We start from the raw sequence: 21,187 nt of genomic DNA, 5'->3' as shown, positions 1-21,187 counted from the left end.
GACGACGAACCTTGGCAGCCTAGCGCCGGGCGCGCCGCCCGGGTAGGTGCCAAAGGTCGCCGTTAGGCGCATTCAGCCGCCAACCGACGTTTCCTGCAAAGCCGTCCAGTGCAGTTCACCCCCGGGGCAGATGACCAGCACCGCCAATGCCTCGCGCCGCGTCGATAGCCCCGCGGCGTCGGTCTGGTCTTCGCGGTAGCGCACCGCACAGGCGTCGCCCGGCAACGCGATCGGCGCCAGCTCGGCCACCTCGATGCGAAGGCCTGGCCGTCCGCCATGCGCGCTGGCGAAGAAGCGCGCCAATGCCGGCTTGTCCAGGCGCATCCCGCCGATGCCGACCATGCTGAAGTCATCGCTGAAGCGCGCCAGCAATCGTTCCAGATCACGGGCCGGCACGCGCGCGTTGAACCAGTCTTCGATCATCACGTGCAGCAGGCGCACCTCGTCGAAGGCGGCGTGGGAGAGAGCATGCGTTGCAGGGGTCATGGTGTGGCTCGCAGGGAAAGGGACGCTGCCGGTATCCGCCACAGCAGCGGCAGGGGCAGCAGGGTCATGCCGCTGGCCAGCAGCAGCGTGAGGGCAAACGCGTGTCCGGGCAGCACGGCGGTCGATGCACCCAGCACGCACGCCAGCAATGCGGCGGCCAAGCAGAAACTGAGCTGGCGATTGAGATTCCACAGCGCGCTGCCCGGCATCAGTTCTTCATGCGCCAGGCCCTGGAACGCCAGCGTCTGCGCGGTGCTGCTGCACAGGCTGCCGCCCAGGCCCATCAGCACGAACGCCAGCACCGCCAGCAGCGGTTGCGACGGCTGCACCGCCAGCAGCAGCGCGATGCCGATGGCCTGGCAGGCCATGCCCGCGCTGAGCAGCACGCGCGGTCCGATCCGCGGCAGCGCGCTGCGGGTGGTGGCGATGGCACATGCCGAGGCCAGCGCCCATGGCAGCATGAAGCCGCCGATGCTGGCCGGGTTGTAACCGAGCCGGCTGAGCAGCAGGGTGGCCACCAGCTGGGTGCCTATGAAGGTGCCGGGCACCAACAGGTAGATCAGCATCGCCAGCCGCAACGAGGGATGCCGCAGCAGCGTCCACTGCAGCACCGGCTCTGCGGTGTGCCTGGCCGTGCGTGCATAGACGATCAGAATGCCTGCGGCCGCGGCCAGCATCGCAACGCCCAGCGCGCGTTGCGGCGCCTCGGCGATCAGGCTCAGGGCCACCAGCAGCAGGCTCAGGCCCAGCGAGCCCAGCACCAGCCCGCGCCGGTCCAGGCGCGGCAATGCCAAGGGCGGTTCGGACCGGATCCACAGCGCCGCCAGCACCAGCGCCAACACCGCCAGCGGAACGCTGGCCCACAGCACCCAGCGCCACGATCCCAGCCCGACCAGCCACCCGCCCAGTGCAGGCGACAACGCCGGCACCAGCAGCGCGACCGCCATGATCCGTGCGGTCAGCCGGCCGCGCTCGGTCGGCGGGCAATGCCGATAGGCCAGCGCCTGCCCGACCGGTATCAACAGCCCGCCGCCCAACCCCTGGAGGAAGCGCCAGCCGATCAGCGCCTCGATGCTCGGCGCACTGCCGGCCAGGATCGCCGCCAGCGCGAACACACCCAGCGACAGGCACAGCAGCGCCCGCTCGCCCAGCCGCGCGGCCAACCAGCCGCCCAGGGGAATCACCAGCGTCAGCCCGAGCATGTAGGCGTTGCCGATCCATGCCAACTGCGGCACCGAGGCGTGCAGCTCGGCCGCGAGCGCCGGATAGGCGACGTTGCCGATGAACATGTTGACCAGGTCCAGCGAGAACCCTAGCAGGTACAGCCCCTCCACTTTGGCCCGGTAAGTCATGGCGCGCTCCGTTGGTGAGGACGCAGCATGCGCGTCGGCACGCGCTGGATAAACCGAACATCCAATGCAAGACTGTCAAATCATTTTTGACATTCAAAGGCGGGGCAATGGTCAGCCTGGACCGCTTCGAGACGTTCAAGGCGGTGGTCGACGCCGGCAGCCTCACCGCCGCCGCACAGCGGCTGGGCCAGAGCAAGGCAGTGGTGAGCTTCAACCTGAAGCGGCTGGAACAGGAACTGGGTGTCACCCTGCTGGTGCGCAACACCCGCAGCCTGGCCTTGACCGAGGCCGGCGAGCGTTTCCACCAGCATTGCGTGGCCATGCTGGCCACCGCCGCGCAGGCCATCGAGGACGCGCGCAGCGAGCAGTTGCAGCTGCGCGGCACGCTGCGCCTGACCACCACGCCCGAATATGCCAGCGCCAGGCTGGTGCCGCTGCTGGAAACATTCCGCGCCCAGCACCCGCAGTTGCGCCTGCACCTGTCGACCTCGCCGGCACATGCCGACCTGATTCCCGAGCGCTTTGATCTGGCGATCCGGTTGGGGCGCATGGCGGACTCGGAGCTGCGCGCCACCCTGCTCGATGAGCATGCCTTGTGCGCGGTGGCTGCGCCGTCCCTGTTGTCTGCATTGCCCGACGAGGCCGCCCGCGACGAGTCGGACTGGATCCGCACACTGCCACGGCTGGGTTATCCGCGCCTGGCCGACCTGCCCCTGATCGCGCCCGACGGCAGCGACCAGCTGTTTGCCAGCAACCCCGCCGATGCGGTGGTCACCGTGGACAATGCGTCCACGCTGCGCGCCTTCGCACTGGCCGGGGCCGGGGCGACGGTGTTGCCACAGTGGTTGATCGCCGATGACCTCGCCGCCGGCCGGCTGCTGCCGATCCTGCGTGGGCATCGCTTCCCGCGCCAGGGCGTCTACGCGGTGTTTCCCAACACCGCCCATCCCTCGCGCCGGGTGCAACTGCTGCTGGCGCACCTGCGCCAGCAGCTTCCGGGCTGAATCAACAGCGGGCACGACCCGTGGTCGTGCCCTGCCCGGTACTCCAGGACCGGTACCGACCGTGGGTCGTCCGCCCCATGGGTACCGACCATGGGCCGGTACCCGTCCTGCTCAGCGCACCACGCCGCCGCTCAGCACGATCGGCGTGCTCTGCAGCGGCTCGCCGGCCGCGCGCGAGAGCTGCAGTTCGTAACGGCCCTCGGCGATCTTCCACTGCTTGTCGGCAGTGTCGAAGCTGGCCAGCGTCTTCGGCTCGGCCTCGATGCGGATCCGGCGCGATTCGCCCGGCTGCAGCATCACCTTCTGGAAGCCCACCAGGCGGATCGGCGTGGCGCTGCCATCGGGCAGCTTCAGGTACAGCTGCGCCACGTCCGCACCGGCCACCTTGCCGGTATTGCGGATGTCCACCGTGGCGACCAGGCGCTGGCCCTGCGACACCGCGCTGAGGTTGTCGTAGCTGAACTGCGTGTACGACAGGCCGTGGCCGAACGCGAACTGCGGGGCCAGGCCCTTGGCGGCGAACCACTTGTAGCCGACGTTGGCGCCTTCGATGGTGTAGTCGATGGTGTCGTCCGGCTTGTGCTTGGGATTGAAGCCCAGGCCGTTCACTTCCGGGCGCGGCAGCTGGCTGGCATCCACCGGCCAGGTCACCGGCAGGCGACCGGACGGATTGACCTTGCCGGTCAGCAGCGCGGCGATGCCTTCGCCACCGCGGATGCCCGGGTACCACGCCTGCAGCACCGCCGGCACCTGCTGCAGCCACGGCAGCTCGACCGGACCGTTGGTTTCCAGCACCACCACCGTCTTCGGATTGGCCTTGGCCACCCCGGCGATCAGCGCGTCCTGGTTGTCGGGCAGCTTCATGTGCGGCAGGTCGACCGACTCGGCCGACCACTGCGTGGCGAACACGATGGCCACATCGGCCGCGGCCGCCGCGCGCGCCGCAGCGGCGACATCACGACCATCCACGTAGTCGATGCGCGCGTCGGGACGCTCGGCGCGCAGCGCCTCCAGCGGCGAGGACGGGTGGAAGATCACCGGGCCCGGCCAGGTGGTCGGCAGCACGCCCGGCACCGCGTTGGTGCCCTTGGCGGTCCAGCCCACCATCGACGAACCACCGCCACCGATCACGCCCTTGTCGGCATGCCCGCCGATGATCACGATGCGCTTGACCTCTGCACCCAGCGGCAGCACGTCGTTGGCATTGCGCAGCAGCACGCTGCCCTCTTCCACGGTGCGCTGGGCGGCGGCGAAGCCGGCAGCGTCGTCGATCGGCTGGTGCTGCGGCGGCAGGTCGAAATTGCCGTTGGCGAACATCGCGCGCAGGATCCTGCGGACCATGTCATCCAGGCGCGCGCGCGGCACCACGCCACCGTTGACGGCCAGGCGCAGCGGTTCATCGAAGAACACCGCCTTGTCGAACACCTCGCCGGCCGACTGCTGGTCCAGGCCGGCCAGCGCCGCCTTGGAACCGCTGTGCACGCCGCCCCAATCGGACATCACGAAACCGGGGAACTTCCATTCCTGCTTGAGCACCTGGTTCATCAGGTAATCGTGTTCGCAGCCGTAGGTGCCGTTGATGCGGTTGTAGGAGCACATCACCGAGCCGGGCTTGCCGATGTCCAGCGCGATCTCGAAGGCCAGCAGGTCCGATTCACGCATGGCCTGCTCGCCGATCTCGGCACTGTGGAAATTGCGCGAGGTTTCCATGTCGTTGAGCGCGAAGTGCTTCATCGTCGAAATGACGTGCTGGCTCTGCACGCCACGGATCGACTCGCCCACCAGGCGACCGGCCAGCAGGGGATCTTCGCCGGCGTATTCGAAGTTGCGGCCATTGCGCGGGTCGCGCTGCAGGTTGACGCTGCCGGCCAGCAGGATGTTGAAGCGCTGCTGCCAGGCCTCGCGGCCCATGGTGGCGCCACCGGCGAAGGCCACTTCCGGGTTCCAGCTCGAGGCGGTGGACGGGCCCGACGGCATCGCCGTGGCGTGGTCGCCCTTGCGGATGCCGCCCGGGTTGGTCACGCCCACGCCGGCATCGGCCGACTGCTGCGACGGGATGCCCAGGCGCGCTACGCCCGGCACGAAACCGGCCGAACCGACCGCGCCTTCCGGCAACGGCCCGCCATCCTTGCCCAGCCCGAAATAGCTGTGCAGCATCTGGAATTTCTCATCGTCGGTCATCTTCGCCACGATCAGGCGGGCGCGTGCATCGGCGTTGAGCGCGGTATCCATCCACGGCGTATCGCCACCGACCGGGGCGGCGTAACCGAGGGTCACCAGGGTGCCCTTGAGCGCGGTCTTGCCGGCATCCAGGCGCAGCTTGACCGCGGTGCTGGAGGAGGACTGGAACCCCTGGGAATAGGTGGCATCGCCACTGGCCTGGAAGCCGGCGGCCTGGGCGCTGGCCGCATCGGCCCCGAGCAGCACGGCCGGGGCGCCCACGCGCGAGGCGTCGACCAGTGCCTTCAGGCCGCTGCTGTCCTCGGCGCTGCGGGTGTACAGCGCCACCACGTGGCGGCCGTCGTTCAAACGCAGGTAATCCAGGCCCGGTGCTTCGACGCCCGAGGTCGCTTCCACCGGCAGGCGCGCGATCACGATGCTGCCGCGACGTTCGGCCGAGGCCGGATCGGCGCTGATGAAACGATAGGTGTAGCCCAGCTGGTCGGCCAGCGCCTCGAGCGGATCCGGCACGTGGCTGGTGTCGGCGGTATCGGCGGGGCGGTGCACGTTGCCGACAGTCAACGCATCCACGTTGAGTGCCTGCAGCTGGTCGGCCACCTGCTGGATATCCAGGTGCGCGGGCGCCTGGTCCAGGCGGAGCACGGTGAAGGCATCGCCGCTGTCGGCAACCTTGGGCGAGGACGCCCAGGCCGAAGCGGTGAGCGAGAGCGTGATGGCGGCCGTCAGGGCCAGTGGCTTTGAAATCGTTTTCATGAGCGGGCGAAACACCTTTGCTTGCGCAAAAAATCCAGGGAGTCGTGCCGCAGAAGGGTGCAGCGCCAAGATGGCGGATCCCGACCTTTGCAGGCCGGTATCGGGTACCAGCGGGCCGGCACGGCTACGACCAGGCCCCTCCGCCCGTCGATACAGCCATGCTGTCCGGTGGGCGTCGCAGGCGACACCCATCCGGTGAAGAGTCGTCCACCCTGTTCATGCCTGTCAACAGCGCGTTCAGATTCGCAGGCGCATGCGGCCGCCGCCGATTACCCTGCGGTGGGCTTCACCACCTGGGTGGCCGCCGCCTCCAGCACCTGCCCATCGGCGTCGCGCGGCAGCAGCGGGGCCAGTCCCCGGCCATCGGCGATCGTCAGCAGCTGCGAACGCGGTTCACCTTCGGCGAACAGGAAGCCCTCGCCCCATTGCCGCAGCGCCACCACCAGCGGGAACAGCGCCCGGCCCTGCGCCGTCAGTACATAGTCGTGATACCGGCTGCCATCGGCGGCGGCCTGCTGCGCCAGCACGCCGGAATCCTGCAGGGCCTGCAGGCGCTGGCTGAGCATGCTGCGCGACATGCCCAGGCTGCGTTGGAAATCGCTGAAACGGCACACGCCGTCAAAGGCGTCGCGCACGATCAGCAACGACCAGCGGTCGCCCACCACGTCCAACGCACGCGCCACCGGGCAGGTCAGGTTCGGATCGTCATGCATGGCGGGCCCTCCAGAAGTGGTTTCATTTTAGAACCATGTGCGCCAGAATCAACTGGTTCTATTTTGAGACCACCGTATGTCGCACGCCACCTCCCTGCCCCGCACCGCCACGCCCCTGCTGCTGTTGTTCGCCTGCGCCGCCGGCCTCAGCGTGGCCAACGTCTACTACGCCCAACCGCTGCTGGATGCGCTGGCCGCCGACCTGCACATCGGCACCGCGCGGGTCGGCGCGGTGATCGCCGCCACCCAGCTCGGCTCGGTGCTGGCCCTGCTCTGGCTGGTGCCGCTGGGCGACCGCCGCGACCGGCGCCGCCTGATGGCGGTGCAGAACGCGGCGCTGGTGCTGGCCCTGTTCGGCGTCGCCTGCGCCGGCAACGCGCTGGCGCTGTTGCTGGGCATGCTCGCGCTGGGCCTGCTCGGCACCGCGATGACCCAGGGCCTGATCGCCTATGCGGCCGCCGCCGCCGATGCGCACGAGCGCGGCCGCGTGGTCGGTGCCGCCCAGGCCGGGGTGGTGATCGGGTTGCTGCTGGCGCGGGTGGTGGCCGGTGGCGTTGCCGACCTGGCCGGCTGGCGCGCGGTCTACCTGCTGTCGGCCGCGCTGATGGTGATCAGCGGCGTGCTGCTGTGGGTGCGCCTGCCACGCTTGCCGATACCGGCCGCAACGCCGCGGCTGTCCCTGCCCGCGCTGCTGCGCCAGCACCCGGTGCTGCGCCGGCGCGGCGTGCTCGGCATGTTGATGTTCGTTGCGTTCGGGCTGTTCTGGAGCAGCATGGCGCTGCCCCTGAGCGCCCCACCCCAGGCGCTCAGCCACACCGCGATCGGCGCGTTCGCGCTGGTCGGTCTGCTCGGCGCGCTGGCCGCCTCACGTAGCGGGCACTGGAGTGACCAAGGCCATGCCGAACGCGTGACCGGCGCGGCGTTGCTGCTGTTGCTGCTGAGCTGGGCGCCGCTGGCGGGGCTGTCGCTGCATTTGGGCTGGCTGGTGCTGGGCGTGCTGCTGCTCGATCTGGCCGTGCAGGCCCTGCACGTCACCAACCAGAGCCTGATCCTGGCCGCCGCGCCGCACGCGCAGGCGCAGGTGATCGCCGCCTACATGCTGTTTTATGCCGCCGGCAGCGGGTTGGGGGCGGTGCTGGGCAGCGCGGTGTATGCCGCGCACGGTTGGCCTGGCGTGTGCGGCATGGGCGCCGGGGTATCGGCTGCCGCGCTGGGTCTCTGGCTGTCGATGCGCCGCCCGGATCCTGCCCGGTAGCGTGTGCGTTCCGGCGCCATGGCCTCTGTCAGCCATGCAGGCGTGGCGCCACCGGAGGTGGCAGATGAAGCATTCATCACCCCGACCGGGTTCAAAACACGGCTATCGAATGCGTTAGCATTTTTACTAATTGCGGGTAGGATTGTCGGTCTCAGCCCCTGACACGCGCCCTGCCGATACTCGCCGCCATGCCCCGGTTTCCCGCCCGCTTCCGCCTGTGCCAGCCCCGTCGGGAGGTGCGCTGATGGGCGCGGTGGTGGCCCTGGACCAGCTGCTGGAAACCCGCCAGGTCTGGCGCGGCAGCCCGCGCACGGCGCTGCCGGCCACTGCCCTGCACCCCACCGGGCACCCGGCACTGGACGCGCGCCTGCCGGGCGGCGGCTGGCCGCCGTCGGCCCTGTCCGAAGTACTGCTGGCCGCCCCCGGGCAAGGCGAGCTGGCCCTGGTCTGGCCCACCCTGGCGCGGTTGAGCCAACAGCAACAGACCGTGGTCCTGATCGCCCCGCCCTACCTGCCGCATGCGCCTGGCTGGGCCGGCGCCGGGGTGGCGCTGGGCCAGGTCCAGGTGGTGCAGGCCAGTCCGCGCGATGCGCTGTGGGCGGCCGAGCAATGCCTGCGCTCCGCCGCCTGTGCGGCCGTGCTGTGCTGGCCGCAGCAGGCCGACGACCGTGCCCTGCGCCGGCTGCAGGTGGCCGCCGAAACCGGCCAGTGCCTGGGCTTTGCCTTCCGCGACCTGCGCCAGGCCCGCAACAGTTCGCCGGCGCCGCTGCGCCTGCAACTACAAAACGGCCAGGTGCGCGTGCTCAAGTGCCGCGGCGGCATGGCCCCTGCGCAGCCCTTGCCGCTGTCGCTGGCGCATTGAGCGGCCCGCCATGCACTGGGCCTGCCTGTTGTTGCCACAGTTGGCGCTGGATGCGGCGCTGCGCCAGCAGCCCGATCCATCGGTGCCGCTGGTGCTGCTCAGCGGCCCGGCGCAGCGCCGCGTGCTGCATGCGGTGAGCCCGTCGGCCCGTCGGTTGGGGTTGCGTCGCGGCATGCTGCTCTCGGCGGCGCAGGTGCTCACCCGCGACATGCTCACCGTCGAACATGACGCGCGCGCCGAGCAGGCCACCCGTCAGCTGCTGGCCAGCTGGCTGTACGGCATCAGTTCGCAGGTCAGCCTGGCCTTTCCGCACGCGCTGGCGCTGGAGATCGGTGCCAGCCGCGCCTTGTTCGGCGACTGGCCGGCGATCGAGAAACGCCTGTGCGATGGCTTGAAGGACCTCGGCTTCCGCCATCGCCTGGTCGCCGCGCCAAATCCGCATGCGGCCTGGGTATTGACCCGCGTACATGCGCGGCTGGGGGTGGACGCCGGCCAGCTCGAGGCCACCCTGGCGCAGTTGCCGATCGAGCACAGCGGCCTGCCGGCCGAGGCGGTCACGGTATTGGCGCGCTCGGGCCTGCGCACGCTGGGCGCGGCCTTCCAGTTGCCGCGCGAGAGCCTGGCCCGGCGCTTCCCGCCGCAGGTGCTGGCCCACCTGGATGCGCTGCGCGGGATCAGCACGCCGCCGTTGCGTTATTTCCAGCCACCGGACCGCTTCGATGCGCGCATCGAGTTCGATTACGAAATCGAGTCCACCCAGGCCCTGCTGTTCCCGCTGCGCCGCCTGACCGGCGACCTGGCCGCGTTCCTGTGCTCGCGCGATGGCGGCGTGCAGCGTTTCGATCTGTGGTTCGAACACGACCAGCACCCGGACACCTGCCTGAGCATCGGCCTGCTCGCCCCCGAGCGCGATGCGGCGATGCTGTTCGAGCTGGCCCGCAACCGCGTGGACCACCTGCAGCTGCCGGCCGGCAGCCGTGGCCTGCGCCTGCAGGCCGAGCACCTGCCGCCGTTCGTCCCCGCCGCGCGCGACCTGTTCGACCCACGCCCACAGCAGGCGATGCCGTGGGAGCAGGTGCGCGAACGCCTGCGCGCGCGGCTGGGCGATGAGGCCGTGCAGGGCCTGGGACTGCGTGCCGAGCACCGCCCGGAACGGGCCAGCGGCGATGCGCACGGCGCGCCCAAGGGCCCACCGCCGCCACTGCCGCTCCGGCCGGGCTGGCTGCTGCCGCGCCCACAGCCGCTGCTCGATCCGCACCTGCGCATCCTGTCCGGCCCCGAACGGATCGAATCGGGGTGGTGGGACGAAGGCGATATCCGCCGCGACTATTACGTCGTGCAGACCGCACAGGGCCAACGTGGCTGGGCCTATACCAGCGCCGATGGGCGCGGGGGGCCGTGGATGCTGCACGGCTGGTTCGCATGAGCGCCGCCCTGCCCGGCTACGCCGAACTGCACTGCCTGTCGGCCTTCAGCTTCCAGCGCGGCGCATCGATCGCCGAGGAACTGTTCGCGCGTGCCAAGGGCCAGGGCTACCGCGCACTGGCGATCACCGACGAATGCTCGCTGGCCGGCATCGTGCGCGCCTGGCAGGCGGCGAAGAAGCACGACCTGGCCCTGATCACCGGCGCCGAATTCCAGCTGGACGACGGCCCCAGGCTGGTCCTGCTGTGCACCGACCTGGCCGCCTATGCCGGCCTGTGCCAGTTGATCACCACCTGCCGCCGGCGCGCGCCCAAGGGCGAATACCGCTGCCTGCGCGAGGACTTCGATGCCCTGCCGGCCAGCCTGCTGTGCCTGTGGCTGGACCGCACCCCCGGCGCGGAAGACGCGGCCTGGCTGCAGGCGCGTTTCGCCGGGCGGCTGTGGCTGGCGGTGGAACTGCACCGCGAGGCCGACGATGCGCAACGCCTGGACGCGTTGCAACGCTTCGGCACGGCACACGCCATCCCGCTGGTGGCCAGTGGCGATGTCCACATGCATGTGCGCCGCCGCCGCGCCCTGCAGGACACCCTCACCGCGATACGCCACCACTGCACCATCGCCGATGCCGGCTGGCGCCTGTTTCCCAACGGCGAACGCCACCTGCGCACCCGCCAGGCGCTGGCCGCGCTGTACCCGCCGGCCTTGCTGGCCGAGACCCTGCGCATCGCCGACCGCTGCCACTTCGATCTCAAGCAACTGCAGTACACCTACCCGCGCGAACTGATCCCGGCCGGGCACGACCCGGCCAGCTGGCTGCGCACGCTGGTCGAGGAAGGCATGCAATGGCGCTGGAAAAGCGGTGCCACGCCCAAACAACGCAGGCAGATCGAACACGAACTCGACCTGATCCACACCAAGCAGTACGAGTCCTACTTCCTGACCGTGCACGATATCGTGCGCTTCGCGCGCAGCCAGCAGATCCTCTGCCAGGGCCGCGGCTCGGCCGCCAATTCGTCGGTGTGCTACGTGCTGGGCGTGACCGAGATCGACCCCAGCGAGATGGAGCTGCTGTTCGAGCGCTTCATCTCCGAAGAGCGCGACGAACCACCGGACATCGACATCGATTTCGAACATGAGCGCCGCGAGGAAGTGCTGCAGTACGTGTTCAACCGTTACGGCCGCGAGCGCGCCGCACTCACCGCCGTGGCCATCAGCTACCGCGGCCGCAGCGCGGTGCGCGACGTGGCCCGCGTGCTCGGCCTGCCACCGGACCAGGTCAACGAACTGGCCGCCTGCCTGGACCGTTGGAGCAGCCACGAGCCGCTGCCCGAGGCACTGCGCGAGCGCGGCTTCGACCCGGACACGCCGCTGATGCGGCGGGTGGTGGCGCTGACCAGCGAGCTGGTCGATTTCCCGCGCCATCTGTCCCAGCACCCGGGCGGTTTCGTGATTTCCGAACACCCCCTGTCCACGCTGGTGCCGGTGGAGAACGCGGCCATGGCCGACCGCACCGTGATCCAGTGGGACAAGGACGACCTTGACGCCACCGGGCTGATGAAGGTCGACTGCCTGGCGCTGGGCATGCTCACCGCGGTGCGCAAGTGCCTGGCCATGCTGCACGCGCATGGCGCGCCGAAGATGGGCATGGCCGATATCCCCTCCGGCGATGAGCCCACCTACGACATGATCTGCCGCGCCGACACCCTGGGCGTGTTCCAGATCGAGTCGCGCGCGCAGATGGCCATGCTGCCGCGCATGCAGCCGCGCTGCTTCTACGACCTGGTCATCGAGGTGGCGATCGTTCGCCCCGGCCCGATCCAGGGCGACATGGTCCATCCGTACCTGAACCGCCGCAAGAAGCTCAAGGAAGAAGGCATCGAGGAAATCGACTACCCGCCCGCGCTGGAGAAGGTCTTCAAGCGCACCCTCGGTGTACCGCTGTTCCAGGAACAGGTGATGCAGCTGGCGGTGGCCGCCGCCGGCTTCACTGCCGGCGAGGCCGATGCGCTGCGCCGCTCGATGGCGGCGTGGAAACGCCACGGTGGGTTGGAGCCGCACCGCGCCAAGCTACTCGCTGGCATGGCCGCCAACAACTACAGCCGCGAATACGGCGAGCGCCTGTTCGAGCAGATCAAGGGCTTCGGCAGTTACGGTTTCCCGGAAAGCCACGCGGCCAGCTTCGCGCTGATCACCTATGTCAGCTGCTGGCTCAAGTGCCACCACCCGTCCGCATTCGCCGCCAGCCTGATCAACAGCCAGCCGCTGGGCTTTTACACGCCGGACCAGATCCTGCAGGACGCGCGCCGCCACGGCGTGCCGGTGCTGCCAGTGGATGTGCGCCACAGCGACTGGGACTGCACGCTGCTGCCGCCCACCACGCCGGGCCGCCCGTTCGGCATCCGCCTGGGCCTGCGCCTGATCGACGGCTTCAGCGAAGACGTCGCCATCGCGCTGGTGCAGGCACGCGCACGGCTGCCGTTCGAGAGCGTGGCCGATCTCAGCCAACGCGCGCGGCTGGATCGCCGTCACCAGGGCCTGCTTGCCGATGCCGGTGCATTGAAGGGGCTGAGCGGGCATCGCCATCGCGCGCGCTGGGAAGTGTCCGGCGTGGAAAAACCGCTGCCGCTGTTCGACACCGCGCGCGCCACCGTCGAAGCCAGCGTGCCGCTGCCGCTGCCCAGCGCCTTCGAGGACATGCAGGCCGACTACAACAGCACCGGCACCACGCTGGGCCGGCACATGGTGTCCTTCATCCGCCCGCAGCTGCGCCAGCGGCGCTGCCAGCGCTCGGACGAGCTGGCCGCGCTGCCGCACGGGCGCAGCGTGCGTTTCGCCGGGCTGGTGCGCATGCGCCAGCGCCCGCAGACCGCCAGCGGGGTCACCTTCCTCACCCTGGAAGACGAATGCGGCATGGTCAACGCCGTGGTCTGGCGCAAGATCGCCGACCGCCAGCATCGCGTGCTGGTCGAAGCGCGGATGATGCAGATCGATGGCCGGCTCGAACGCGTGGACGGCGTGCAGCACCTGATCGTGCGCCAGATGCACAACATCGATGCCCTGATCGACGGCGTGCGCACGCGCAGCCGCGACTTCCACTGACGGCAGCGCGTCTTACCACATGCCCTCGCGCACTGCGCTGTGCAGCGCGCTGCACGACCCGCGCGACGGCCCTCAACGCGTGATCTACTTCACGATAGATGTAAATACAGAGTTTCCCGACTGGCGTCGCAATTGCCCCTTCCGCTATTGTCGCTGCCTTCCAAGGATCTGGAGCCGCTCGTGTCCCGCGCACTCACCCTCACCACGCTGATCGTCTCCAGCCTCGCCTTGGTCGTCTCCGGCTGGACCGCCCTGCGCCTGCACCAGAGCCAGGCCGAGGACCGGGTGATCACCGCGCGTGGCCTGGTCATCCAGGACGGCAGCGGCCAGGCCCGCGTGATCCTCGGCGCGCCGGTCCCCGATCCGTTGAGCAAAGGGCTGTCGCAGGGCCCGCGTGCTTCGCCGCTGTCCGGCATGATCCTGCTCGGTGCCGACGGCTCCGAACGTGGCGGCTACGGCACGGCCGACGTCGGCGATGAAGCCATGCTCACCCTCGACGATGCCAGCGGCACCACCGAAGTGTTCAAGGTCACCGCCAATCCCGATCGCGGCGCCACCCTGGTGATCAAGCACCAGAACAGCACCGGCGCCATGCTCACGTCCTGGCAGGGCAAGCCGGAGTTGATCTTCGTCGGCGACAACGGCCAGTCGCACTACGTCCGGCCCAGCGCGCCCAGCGCGCCCTGAGGTGCGCGTGCCATCGGGCCGCGCGGATATGCCACCATACCGGCCGAGTTTCCCGGAGTACGCGATGTCCAACCCACGCCCTGATTGGCCGCAGGCCACCACCGCCGCGGAGATCGCCGACAACCTCGCCGCCGTACATACACGCATCGCCGACGCCTGCGCCCGCGCGGGCCGCGCGCCATCCAGCGTGCGCCTGCTGCCGGTAAGCAAGACCGTGGACGAAGCACGGCTGCGGCTGGCGTGGCAGGCAGGCTGCCACGAACTGGGCGAGAACAAAGTGCAGGAAGCGCAGGCCAAGGCAGACGCGATGGCCGACCTGGGCATCCGCTGGTCGGTGATTGGCCACCTGCAGACCAACAAGGCGCGCGACGTGGCACGCTTTGCCAGCGAGTTCCAGGCACTGGACAGCCTGCGCGTGGCCGAGGCCCTGGACCGGCGGCTGACCCTGGAGCAACGCACGCTGGATGTCTTCGTGCAGGTCAACACCTCCGGCGAGGCGAGCAAATACGGGCTGGATCCGATCGAGGTCGCCGATTTCCTGCACCAGTTGCCCGCCTTCACCCGGTTGCGTGTGCGCGGGCTGATGACCCTGGCGCTGTTTTCGCCGGATCCGGACCAGGTGCGCCCGTGCTTCGTACGCCTGCGCGACCTCCGCGATCGGCTCCGCCCGACTCTTCCCGCCGGCATCGCCCTGGACGAACTGTCGATGGGCATGTCCGGTGATTTCGAGATCGCCATCGAGGAAGGCGCCACCGTGGTCCGCATCGGCCAGGCGATCTTCGGTGCACGCGCCACCCCGGACAGCCACTACTGGCCGACGCCGGATCCCGCGCTGCAGCAGTAGTGACTGCCCCCCGCCACGTGCCCTCGCCACCGCGTTGGAAAGAAGACAGCAGATGGACGGTTATGTCGTGATCGCAAAGTACCTGACCATTTACGCCGAACTGGGCGCGCTGGCGGTTCTGGGCCTGCAGGTGGCGGCCTATCGCCATCACCGCCATCCCAGCCTGCTGGTGCTCATCATCTCCTCGGTGATCGGGATGGCCTACGGCGCCCTCGCCAGCCTGCCGTACTTCATGACCCACCCCTGGTTTCAAGGCACCCCGTTCGCATTGGCCTGCGCCGCGCTGGCCACGCCGGCCACCGCCATCAGCATTGTCGGCGTGGCCCTGCTGTTCCGGTCATACCGCCAACTGGTCGACGGCAATGCGAAGGCACAGGCCCGGATCCGCGAACTGGAATCGCGCCTGCCCTGCCCGGCCCTGCCTGCATCGCATGGGACGGAAGCCCGCGATGACGCCTACACGCCACTGGACAAGCGCTGAGCAGCCAGCGCTACTATCAGGCGTGGCATATCACTTACCCCAGGGGGCGCAATGAAGTCTATTTTCCTTGTTATCGGCATGACCGTGGCGGTGTGCGCATGCGCGACCAAGCCGATCAACACCCTTACCGCGCGTTCGACACCCGCCGACCGCATCTTCGCCCCCGAGCTCATGCAGGCTGCGGAAGATCGCGTGGAACTCATCGTCGCGCGTGATGCCGGCGCCATGGGGAGCGGCTGCATGACGGCGGTGTATCTGGATGGTCGCAAGGTGTCGACCATCGACAACGCCGAGAAGGTCACCTTCCACATCGCACCGGGCCGCCACATCCTCGGCACCGGCCCGAATCCGGAAGGCAAGGCGCTGTGCCGGTTGGGAGCCGAACGTGCGCGACGCGAAACCGAGATCATCGCCGAGCTCGGCAAGCCGCTGAAATACCGCCTGGCACTGAGCGCCAATGGCGAAATCTCGGTCATGCCCACCGCGTTCTGAGCCGGGCACCGTCGCCTCACCCCCGTTGCTGCATGTGCAGGTCGTGCTCCCGCGCCTGTGCATGCAACCATGCACGAAACGCCAGGAACCCCTGGTGTGATGCAGAGCGTGGCGGATACACCAACCAGTGCGACCAGCGCGTCTTCAGCCGGTGCGGGGACAGCGCGATCAACTGCCCGGAGTCCAGCAGGAGCCGGGCGCGGGTCACCCGTCCCAACGCCACCCCGAAACCATCCAGCGCGGCACGGTGGTGTGCTTCTGAATCGTTGAGCAGCGCCACGTAGCGCGCCGGCGGGGTGTCGCCGGCCAGCGCGAACCAGCGCTGCCACTCGCCATCCGGGTCACCCAGCAGCGGCCATTGCGACAGCGGCCGCCCTGCCACCCCGCCCATGCGCTCGACCAGCGATGGGCTGGCCATCGGCACCAGCCATTCGTCGAACAGTGGCTCGGCCTGCAGGCCCGACCACTGCCCCGCGCCTACGCGCAAGGCCGCATCGATCTGAAGGTGGCGTTCGAAGTCGGTGAGGCGCTCGCTCGACTCCAGGCTCAGTTCGATCTCCGGGTGCGCGGCCACGAACGAGCCCAGCCGTGGCACCAGCCAGTTCGACGCCATCGATGGCAGGGCGCTGACCGTCAGCACCCGGTCATGCCGCGCGGCGAACGGTTGCACCGCCAGCCCGATCGCATCCAGGTGCGGCCCGATCTGCTCGAGCAGCCGCTGGCCTTCGGTGGTCACCGCCACCCCGCGTGGCTGGCGCAGCAGTACCGGGTAACCCAGTCGCTGCTCCAGTTGCCGCATCTGGTGGCTGAGCGCGCTGACGGTCAGGTTGAGCGTTTCCGCCGCCCGGGTGAGGTTGCCCAGGCGTGCGGCGATGACGAAATGCTGCAGGGCCTGGAGGGGAATGCGGGACATGGCGACTTGAATCCCATTCAAGGCAAGGTTGCGGATATGTCGCTTTTTCGTTCCGCATCCTGCACCTATCGTCAACTCCACTCAAGTGGAGGCGCGCACATGACTATCTTCGGCGACCTGCTGTTCCTGCAGGGCCACATCACCAATGTCGACCTGGCACGGCGTCTGGCGGGCACGGCCGAGGCTGCTATCAGCAGCGATGCGCCGGCCGACCTGGCCCAGCGAATGCCAGCGCCCGGGACGTGCCCCGCGCAGCCGGTTGAACAGTCTCCGGCGCCTGCCGGCGGGCTGCGTTGCCGCAGTGCCTGAGCCCGGCAGCGCGGCGGGCTGCGCCTACGGCGCCGGCCCGCTGGCCGGCAACACGCGCGGCTGCTGCTCGTACCATTCGCGCGCGCCGGCCAGGTGCCACTTGCGCTGCTGGCCATCCATCTCGATCCCCGCCCCCAGCACGCCCCAGCGCACGTACAGGTTGCCCCGCCGCTGCGCGCGGGCGAGGTCGAGCCGCGCGCGCAGCGACAGCCGTTCGTTCTCGGCCTGCAGGTCGTCCACCCACAGCTCGCCACTGCGCCAGCGCAGCTGGCCGCTGGCCTGCACCTCACCCGAGTCCAGCAGGCCCAGTACCCAGCGCGGGTAGCTGCTGCGCTCGGCGAACACGCCCAGCAGCGGCCCGGCATCGCGCAGGCGCAGGTCGGCCTGCGCGGTGACCTGGAACGGTGCTGCCGCATCGATATGGCCCTGGCGCAACGCCACGGTGCCCCACCAGTTGTCGGCCCCGGCGGCATCGCCGACGCGGATGTTGCGCAGCTCCACGGTGGTGCCGCCCAGGTCGAATTGTTTTGCCTCGAAGTCGGCCCGCCGCACCCGCGCCTTCAATTGGGCGTCGCCGCGCATCGCCAGGCCGGCCACCTGCAGCCGTGCCCCCCGCCCGCGCAGGTCGGCGCGACCGGTGCCGACGCGGCCGGCCGAATCCATCTCGACATCGCCGCTGAGCAGCCCGGTGCCCCCGAGCAGACGCACGTTGTCGCCCCCCAGGTAGCGGTTGTAGGCGGTCAGGTCGGGGACCCGCGCATCGTTGAAGCGCAGCTGCGCGCGCATGCCATCGCGCAACTGCTGCAGCCGCGCATCGCCCCGCAGGGTCAGGGCCATGTCGCGACCGTCAAACAGCAACGATTTCGGCGCGGCCGTGGGCGCGGCACGGAACTGCGGAATCTTCACGTCCAGCTGTGCCTGCGCCGGTGCGCCGGCCACGATGCGGCCATGCGCGTTGGCATCGCCGCGCAAGCGGACGCCCGCCACCTCCGCCACCGCGGCCACCTGCGGGATATCCAGCGTGCTGCCCGGCGCGAGCTGGCCGTCGGCGATCTTCAGGTCGCCTTCGAGCAACCCGCCACCGTCGAGGTGGAACCAGGGCTTGCGCACGAACAGATCGGCGATCCAGTTCAACGACTCGAACTTCCACGCGCCCTGCACCTGCCCGGACAACCGCGGCAGCAGCTCGGCCGGCGCCCGGAACGGAATCTTCGTTCCGGTCACGCGCAGGTCGGCGTGCAACTCGCTGCCGGTCTCCGGATCGCGCGGCAGCCGGGCCTGCACGCGCATGTCCTGGGCCACGTCCAACTGCAGCGACAGCAGCCCGCGGTCATCGGCATCCACACCGGCATGCACCGGCACCCGCCACACCACCCGGCTGCCCGGTTGCAGCGCCCCCTTGTCCAGCACCACGTCGGCGTTCAACCGCGCCGTGGAGGGCACGCTGCCCACTTTGACGTGCGGCCCGCCCGTGTCGATCTCCAGCGCCTGGCTGCGTGCATCGACCTGCAGCTGGGCGTAGGTGATCTCGAACTTGCGCAGCCCCGGTGCTTCATCACGGTAGTGGCGTGGGAAATGGAAGCGCGCGGCCAGGTGCGCGTCATCCAGTACTTTCAGCCCATCCACGCTGACCGTGGCCTGCTCGAAGCCGGCTCGGGAATCGAACAGTTCCGACGGCCCGCCCTTCAATTGTTTGAGGAACCCGACCGTGGCATGGCCCTGGCCGGCGATCAGCAGCGTGCCGAAGCGACCACTGCGGATCGAGTCGCTATGGATGGCATCAAAGCGCAGCGTCCAGCCACGATCGCCACGCGGCGGAGGCGGGATCGCCTTGTCCACCCGCTGGATGTCCGCGTCCACGCCCGTGGCATCGATGCGCGGTATCCGCACCTCGCGACGGAACAGCGCCACCAGGTCGATCCAGGCGCTGGCGCGGTCGGCACGGAAGACGTACACGGTGCGGTTGGCCTGGCCGCGCATGCGGATGTTCCACACCACCGCCTGCCCGGGCAGCAGGGTCAGCGCCGGGCCGGTCTGCATGCTGAACTTTTCAGGCTTGCGGTTGGTGACCGCGTCGAACAGCGGCGTATTGAGAAACACGTTGCCGGCGACCAGATACAGCGCATACAGCGCCAGCAGCGAGAGCAACGCGACGCGCCATGGCCGGGGCCAGCGCCGGACGCGCTCGGGAATCAGGGGCATGGAAATAGGCGCGCGGCAGCAGAATGACCCTTGCACTATCCCCATCCGGCCGACGCAGTCGCGTGAAGGCCCGCCGCGTAACGGCGTACAGCCACGCCATGCGTGGCTGGCCTTCCCCGCGGCGTCATGACCGTTGCCAGCCATGCCAGGCATGACTCCACCGCCAGTACACCACCTCACGGTTGAAGCCGGCGCGCGGCCGTGACGCCCTCAGTCCGGCAGCTTGGCGATCACCTTGATCTCCACGTCGAACCCGTACAGCCAGGTCACCCCGATTCCGGTCAGGGTCGGGTACGGCGCCTGGCCCCAGTACTCGGGCACGATCGCCCACACCCGCTCGAAAATCCGCTCCGGATCGACCAGGAACACGGTCACGTCGAGCACGTCATCGAAGCTGCAGCCGGCCGCGCCCAGCACCGCGTTGAGGTTCTCGAAGGCGCGCCGCACCTGGTCCTCCAGCACCGGTTCGGGCGAGCCGTCCTCGCGGCTGCCGACCTGGCCGGACACGAACAGGAAGCCATTGGCGCGCACGGCGGGCGAATAGCGGTTGCGCTCATACAGGGCCTGCCGCCCCGGCGGAAAGATTACGTCACGGGTTGCCATCGTTTTCTCCCGGGCCGGCGGCCCGTTGTTGTGATGTGGTTACGGTAGAGGCCGCACCGGCCCGGATAAACGCCCCAGACCGGCCATCACTGTTTGTAGAATCCAAACAATCCCCCTCGAAAGGCGCCCCATGGACAGGTTCGATGCGATGCAGGCCTTCGCCCGCGTGGTGGAGACCGGCAGCTTCACCAAGGCCGCCCAGACCCTGCAGGTGAGCAGGACCACCGTCACCCAGCTGGTGCAGCACCTGGAGGCGCGACTGCGCGTGCGACTGCTCAACCGCACCACCCGCCAGGTCAACGTCACCGCCGACGGCGCGGCCTACTACGAGCGGGTGGTGCGCCTGCTGGCCGACCTCGACGATGCCGACACCAGCCTGTCCGGTGCCGCCGCCGAACCGCGCGGGCGCCTGCGCATCGACGTGCCGGCACCGCTGGCGCGGCTGCTGCTGGTCCCGGCGCTGCCCGGCTTCCTCGCCCGCTATCCGGACATCCAGCTCGACCTGGGCGCGAGCGACCGGAACATCGACCTGATCGGCGAAAACGTGGACGCGGTGATCCGCGGCGGCGAGGTCACCGACCCGTCGCTGGTCGCGCGTCGCATCGGCGACCTCCAGGCCGGGCTCTACGCCGCGCCCGGCTACCTGCGCGAGGCCGGCATCCCCGACCACCCGGCAGTGCTGGCCGACAGCCACCACCGCGTCGTCGGCTACCTGCGCTCGCGCAACGGCCAGGTGCTGCCGTACACCCTGCAGCGTGGCCAGGACCGCATCACCGTGCAGGGCCGCCACCGGCTGGCGCTGGACGATGGCAATGCGTACCTCGCCGCCGGCCTGGCCGGGCTCGGCGTACTGTGGCTACCCGACTACATGGCCGCCGCGCACGTGGCCCGCGACGAACTGACCCGCGTCCTCGCCGACTGGCGGGTGGCGCCGATGCCGCTGTATGTTGCGTTTCCACCGAACCGGCACGTCAGCGTCAAGCTGCGGGTGTTCATCGACTGGGTGGGCGCGCTGCTCGCCGAGCACACGCCGGTCGAATCGATGCGCCCGCGCTGAGCGAACCACGTTCCATTCCCCAGAAAGGCCCTGCATGCACGCCCGTTTCCGCCCCGCCCTGGTCACCGCCCTCGCACTGCTGGCCCCCGCCATCGCCCTCGCCCAGACGACCGCACCCGCAGCCGCCCCGGCGCAGCATCCGCTGCTGACCGCCCTGCTCGATTGTCATTTCGGCTACGCACAGCGGCATTTCCGCAGCAGTGCCAGCGCCACCGAGATCGCCACGGCGGCGGCCTCGTATTGCGACCCGGCGTTGCAGGCGGCCGGCCTGGATACCCTCCAGCGTGCCCTCGCCGCCGGCCTTCCCGCCGACGCCGCCGAACAATCGCGGCAGCGCATGCTGGCCGAACTGCGCGCGATGCTGCCGGGCTTCACCCTCGACAAGGTGATCCAGTTCCGCGCCGACGACAGCGACACGCGGTAAAGCCCTGGCGTTGCCAGATGGCTGGCGCCGCGGCCCGCGTCCGAC

At 69.5% G+C, this 21,187-nt stretch carries 19 protein-coding genes; 12 read left to right on the top strand and 7 right to left on the bottom strand.

The window, feature by feature from the left end; translation table 11 throughout:
- Positions 1 to 72: 72 nt before the first annotated feature.
- Together AC06FD_RS05265 and AC06FD_RS05260 are read right to left on the bottom strand one after the other, a co-directional pair.
- Complete coding sequence (locus AC06FD_RS05265; RefSeq protein WP_478077167.1) at positions 73 to 486, bottom strand: DUF4440 domain-containing protein; 414 nt, start codon at positions 484 to 486, stop codon at positions 73 to 75.
- A complete protein-coding gene (locus tag AC06FD_RS05260) occupies positions 483 to 1,838 on the bottom strand; it encodes an MFS transporter (protein ID WP_478077166.1) in 1,356 nt (451 codons plus the stop codon). Before AC06FD_RS05260 ends, AC06FD_RS05265 begins: the two co-directional genes overlap by 4 nt.
- A gap of 107 nt (positions 1,839 to 1,945) precedes the next feature.
- Here AC06FD_RS05260 and AC06FD_RS05255 point away from each other — a divergent pair, with 107 nt between their 5' ends.
- Positions 1,946 to 2,842: a LysR family transcriptional regulator gene (locus tag AC06FD_RS05255; protein WP_478077165.1), complete on the top strand. Its 897-nt coding sequence runs from the start codon at positions 1,946 to 1,948 to the stop codon at positions 2,840 to 2,842.
- A 111-nt stretch (positions 2,843 to 2,953) separates the two neighbouring features.
- Here AC06FD_RS05255 and AC06FD_RS05250 read toward each other — a convergent pair whose 3' ends face one another.
- Both AC06FD_RS05250 and AC06FD_RS05245 read right to left on the bottom strand, forming a co-directional pair.
- Entirely contained in the window at positions 2,954 to 5,776 is a 2,823-nt protein-coding gene (locus AC06FD_RS05250) for a beta-glucosidase (protein WP_394162271.1), read from the bottom strand.
- A gap of 269 nt (positions 5,777 to 6,045) precedes the next feature.
- Positions 6,046 to 6,489 (bottom strand): winged helix-turn-helix transcriptional regulator, encoded by a 444-nt coding sequence (locus tag AC06FD_RS05245; RefSeq protein ID WP_449334437.1) that lies wholly within the window; start codon positions 6,487 to 6,489, stop codon positions 6,046 to 6,048.
- Between the two features lie 76 nt (positions 6,490 to 6,565).
- Here AC06FD_RS05245 and AC06FD_RS05240 point away from each other — a divergent pair, with 76 nt between their 5' ends.
- From AC06FD_RS05240 to AC06FD_RS05205, 8 genes are all read left to right on the top strand, one after another.
- Complete coding sequence (locus tag AC06FD_RS05240) at positions 6,566 to 7,744, top strand: MFS transporter (RefSeq protein WP_478077164.1); 1,179 nt, start codon at positions 6,566 to 6,568, stop codon at positions 7,742 to 7,744.
- A gap of 244 nt (positions 7,745 to 7,988) precedes the next feature.
- Positions 7,989 to 8,606 carry a translesion DNA synthesis-associated protein ImuA gene (gene imuA / locus AC06FD_RS05235; protein ID WP_478077163.1) on the top strand — a complete coding sequence of 206 codons (618 nt, stop codon included), beginning with the start codon at positions 7,989 to 7,991 and terminating at the stop codon, positions 8,604 to 8,606.
- Between the two features lie 10 nt (positions 8,607 to 8,616).
- Positions 8,617 to 10,032, top strand: coding sequence for a Y-family DNA polymerase (locus AC06FD_RS05230; RefSeq protein WP_478077162.1), 1,416 nt, complete (start codon positions 8,617 to 8,619; stop codon positions 10,030 to 10,032).
- Entirely contained in the window at positions 10,029 to 13,130 is a 3,102-nt protein-coding gene (locus AC06FD_RS05225; protein ID WP_259202917.1) for an error-prone DNA polymerase, read from the top strand. The genes AC06FD_RS05230 and AC06FD_RS05225 overlap by 4 nt, the downstream gene beginning before the upstream one ends.
- Positions 13,131 to 13,310: 180 nt before the next feature.
- On the top strand, positions 13,311 to 13,817 hold the full coding sequence (locus tag AC06FD_RS05220; protein ID WP_394162283.1) for a hypothetical protein: 507 nt from the start codon (positions 13,311 to 13,313) through the stop codon (positions 13,815 to 13,817).
- A gap of 64 nt (positions 13,818 to 13,881) precedes the next feature.
- Entirely contained in the window at positions 13,882 to 14,661 is a 780-nt protein-coding gene (locus AC06FD_RS05215; RefSeq protein ID WP_478077161.1) for a YggS family pyridoxal phosphate-dependent enzyme, read from the top strand.
- Positions 14,662 to 14,713: 52 nt separating this feature from the next.
- Positions 14,714 to 15,142, top strand: a complete 429-nt coding sequence (locus AC06FD_RS05210) for a hypothetical protein (protein WP_478077160.1) — start codon at positions 14,714 to 14,716, stop codon at positions 15,140 to 15,142.
- Positions 15,143 to 15,193: 51 nt separating this feature from the next.
- A complete protein-coding gene (locus AC06FD_RS05205) occupies positions 15,194 to 15,634 on the top strand; it encodes a hypothetical protein (RefSeq protein ID WP_478077159.1) in 441 nt (146 codons plus the stop codon).
- Between the two features lie 16 nt (positions 15,635 to 15,650).
- Here the strand turns inward: AC06FD_RS05205 and AC06FD_RS05200 are convergent, their stop codons facing one another.
- Entirely contained in the window at positions 15,651 to 16,547 is an 897-nt protein-coding gene (locus tag AC06FD_RS05200; RefSeq protein WP_478077158.1) for a LysR substrate-binding domain-containing protein, read from the bottom strand.
- 99 nt (positions 16,548 to 16,646) lie between these two features.
- On the opposite strand from AC06FD_RS05200, the gene AC06FD_RS05195 reads away from it, so the two are divergent.
- Positions 16,647 to 16,856: a hypothetical protein gene (locus tag AC06FD_RS05195; RefSeq protein ID WP_478077157.1), complete on the top strand. Its 210-nt coding sequence runs from the start codon at positions 16,647 to 16,649 to the stop codon at positions 16,854 to 16,856.
- A gap of 24 nt (positions 16,857 to 16,880) precedes the next feature.
- Here AC06FD_RS05195 and AC06FD_RS05190 read toward each other — a convergent pair whose 3' ends face one another.
- Positions 16,881 to 19,058, bottom strand: coding sequence for a translocation/assembly module TamB domain-containing protein (locus AC06FD_RS05190; protein WP_478077156.1), 2,178 nt, complete (start codon positions 19,056 to 19,058; stop codon positions 16,881 to 16,883).
- 210 nt (positions 19,059 to 19,268) lie between these two features.
- A complete protein-coding gene (locus AC06FD_RS05185) occupies positions 19,269 to 19,661 on the bottom strand; it encodes a RidA family protein (protein ID WP_449334445.1) in 393 nt (130 codons plus the stop codon).
- Positions 19,662 to 19,791: 130 nt separating this feature from the next.
- Here AC06FD_RS05185 and AC06FD_RS05180 point away from each other — a divergent pair, with 130 nt between their 5' ends.
- Together AC06FD_RS05180 and AC06FD_RS05175 are read left to right on the top strand one after the other, a co-directional pair.
- Entirely contained in the window at positions 19,792 to 20,718 is a 927-nt protein-coding gene (locus AC06FD_RS05180; RefSeq protein ID WP_394162299.1) for a LysR family transcriptional regulator, read from the top strand.
- A 34-nt stretch (positions 20,719 to 20,752) separates the two neighbouring features.
- Complete coding sequence (locus AC06FD_RS05175; RefSeq protein ID WP_478077155.1) at positions 20,753 to 21,142, top strand: hypothetical protein; 390 nt, start codon at positions 20,753 to 20,755, stop codon at positions 21,140 to 21,142.
- Positions 21,143 to 21,187 lie beyond the last annotated feature (45 nt).

The sequence above is a fragment of the Stenotrophomonas sp. Steno-Z1 genome (assembly GCF_056393175.1).
Note: the sequence above shows the minus strand (reverse complement) of the source record. Positions and strands in the feature narration are given on the sequence as shown.

Excerpts from the sequence above, each read along its gene's own strand:
- AC06FD_RS05265 (WP_478077167.1), bottom strand. The coding sequence starts at position 486 with ATGACCCCTGCAACGCATGCTCTCTCCCACGCCGCCTTCGACGAGGTG.
- AC06FD_RS05260 (WP_478077166.1), bottom strand. The coding sequence starts at position 1,838 with ATGACTTACCGGGCCAAAGTGGAGGGGCTGTACCTGCTAGGGTTCTCG.
- AC06FD_RS05255 (WP_478077165.1), top strand. The coding sequence starts at position 1,946 with ATGGTCAGCCTGGACCGCTTCGAGACGTTCAAGGCGGTGGTCGACGCC.
- AC06FD_RS05250 (WP_394162271.1), bottom strand. The coding sequence starts at position 5,776 with ATGAAAACGATTTCAAAGCCACTGGCCCTGACGGCCGCCATCACGCTC.
- AC06FD_RS05245 (WP_449334437.1), bottom strand. The coding sequence starts at position 6,489 with ATGCATGACGATCCGAACCTGACCTGCCCGGTGGCGCGTGCGTTGGAC.
- AC06FD_RS05240 (WP_478077164.1), top strand. The coding sequence starts at position 6,566 with ATGTCGCACGCCACCTCCCTGCCCCGCACCGCCACGCCCCTGCTGCTG.
- imuA (WP_478077163.1), top strand. The coding sequence starts at position 7,989 with ATGGGCGCGGTGGTGGCCCTGGACCAGCTGCTGGAAACCCGCCAGGTC.
- AC06FD_RS05230 (WP_478077162.1), top strand. The coding sequence starts at position 8,617 with ATGCACTGGGCCTGCCTGTTGTTGCCACAGTTGGCGCTGGATGCGGCG.
- AC06FD_RS05225 (WP_259202917.1), top strand. The coding sequence starts at position 10,029 with ATGAGCGCCGCCCTGCCCGGCTACGCCGAACTGCACTGCCTGTCGGCC.
- AC06FD_RS05215 (WP_478077161.1), top strand. The coding sequence starts at position 13,882 with ATGTCCAACCCACGCCCTGATTGGCCGCAGGCCACCACCGCCGCGGAG.
- AC06FD_RS05210 (WP_478077160.1), top strand. The coding sequence starts at position 14,714 with ATGGACGGTTATGTCGTGATCGCAAAGTACCTGACCATTTACGCCGAA.
- AC06FD_RS05205 (WP_478077159.1), top strand. The coding sequence starts at position 15,194 with ATGAAGTCTATTTTCCTTGTTATCGGCATGACCGTGGCGGTGTGCGCA.
- AC06FD_RS05200 (WP_478077158.1), bottom strand. The coding sequence starts at position 16,547 with ATGTCCCGCATTCCCCTCCAGGCCCTGCAGCATTTCGTCATCGCCGCA.
- AC06FD_RS05195 (WP_478077157.1), top strand. The coding sequence starts at position 16,647 with ATGACTATCTTCGGCGACCTGCTGTTCCTGCAGGGCCACATCACCAAT.
- AC06FD_RS05190 (WP_478077156.1), bottom strand. The coding sequence starts at position 19,058 with ATGCCCCTGATTCCCGAGCGCGTCCGGCGCTGGCCCCGGCCATGGCGC.
- AC06FD_RS05185 (WP_449334445.1), bottom strand. The coding sequence starts at position 19,661 with ATGGCAACCCGTGACGTAATCTTTCCGCCGGGGCGGCAGGCCCTGTAT.
- AC06FD_RS05180 (WP_394162299.1), top strand. The coding sequence starts at position 19,792 with ATGGACAGGTTCGATGCGATGCAGGCCTTCGCCCGCGTGGTGGAGACC.
- AC06FD_RS05175 (WP_478077155.1), top strand. The coding sequence starts at position 20,753 with ATGCACGCCCGTTTCCGCCCCGCCCTGGTCACCGCCCTCGCACTGCTG.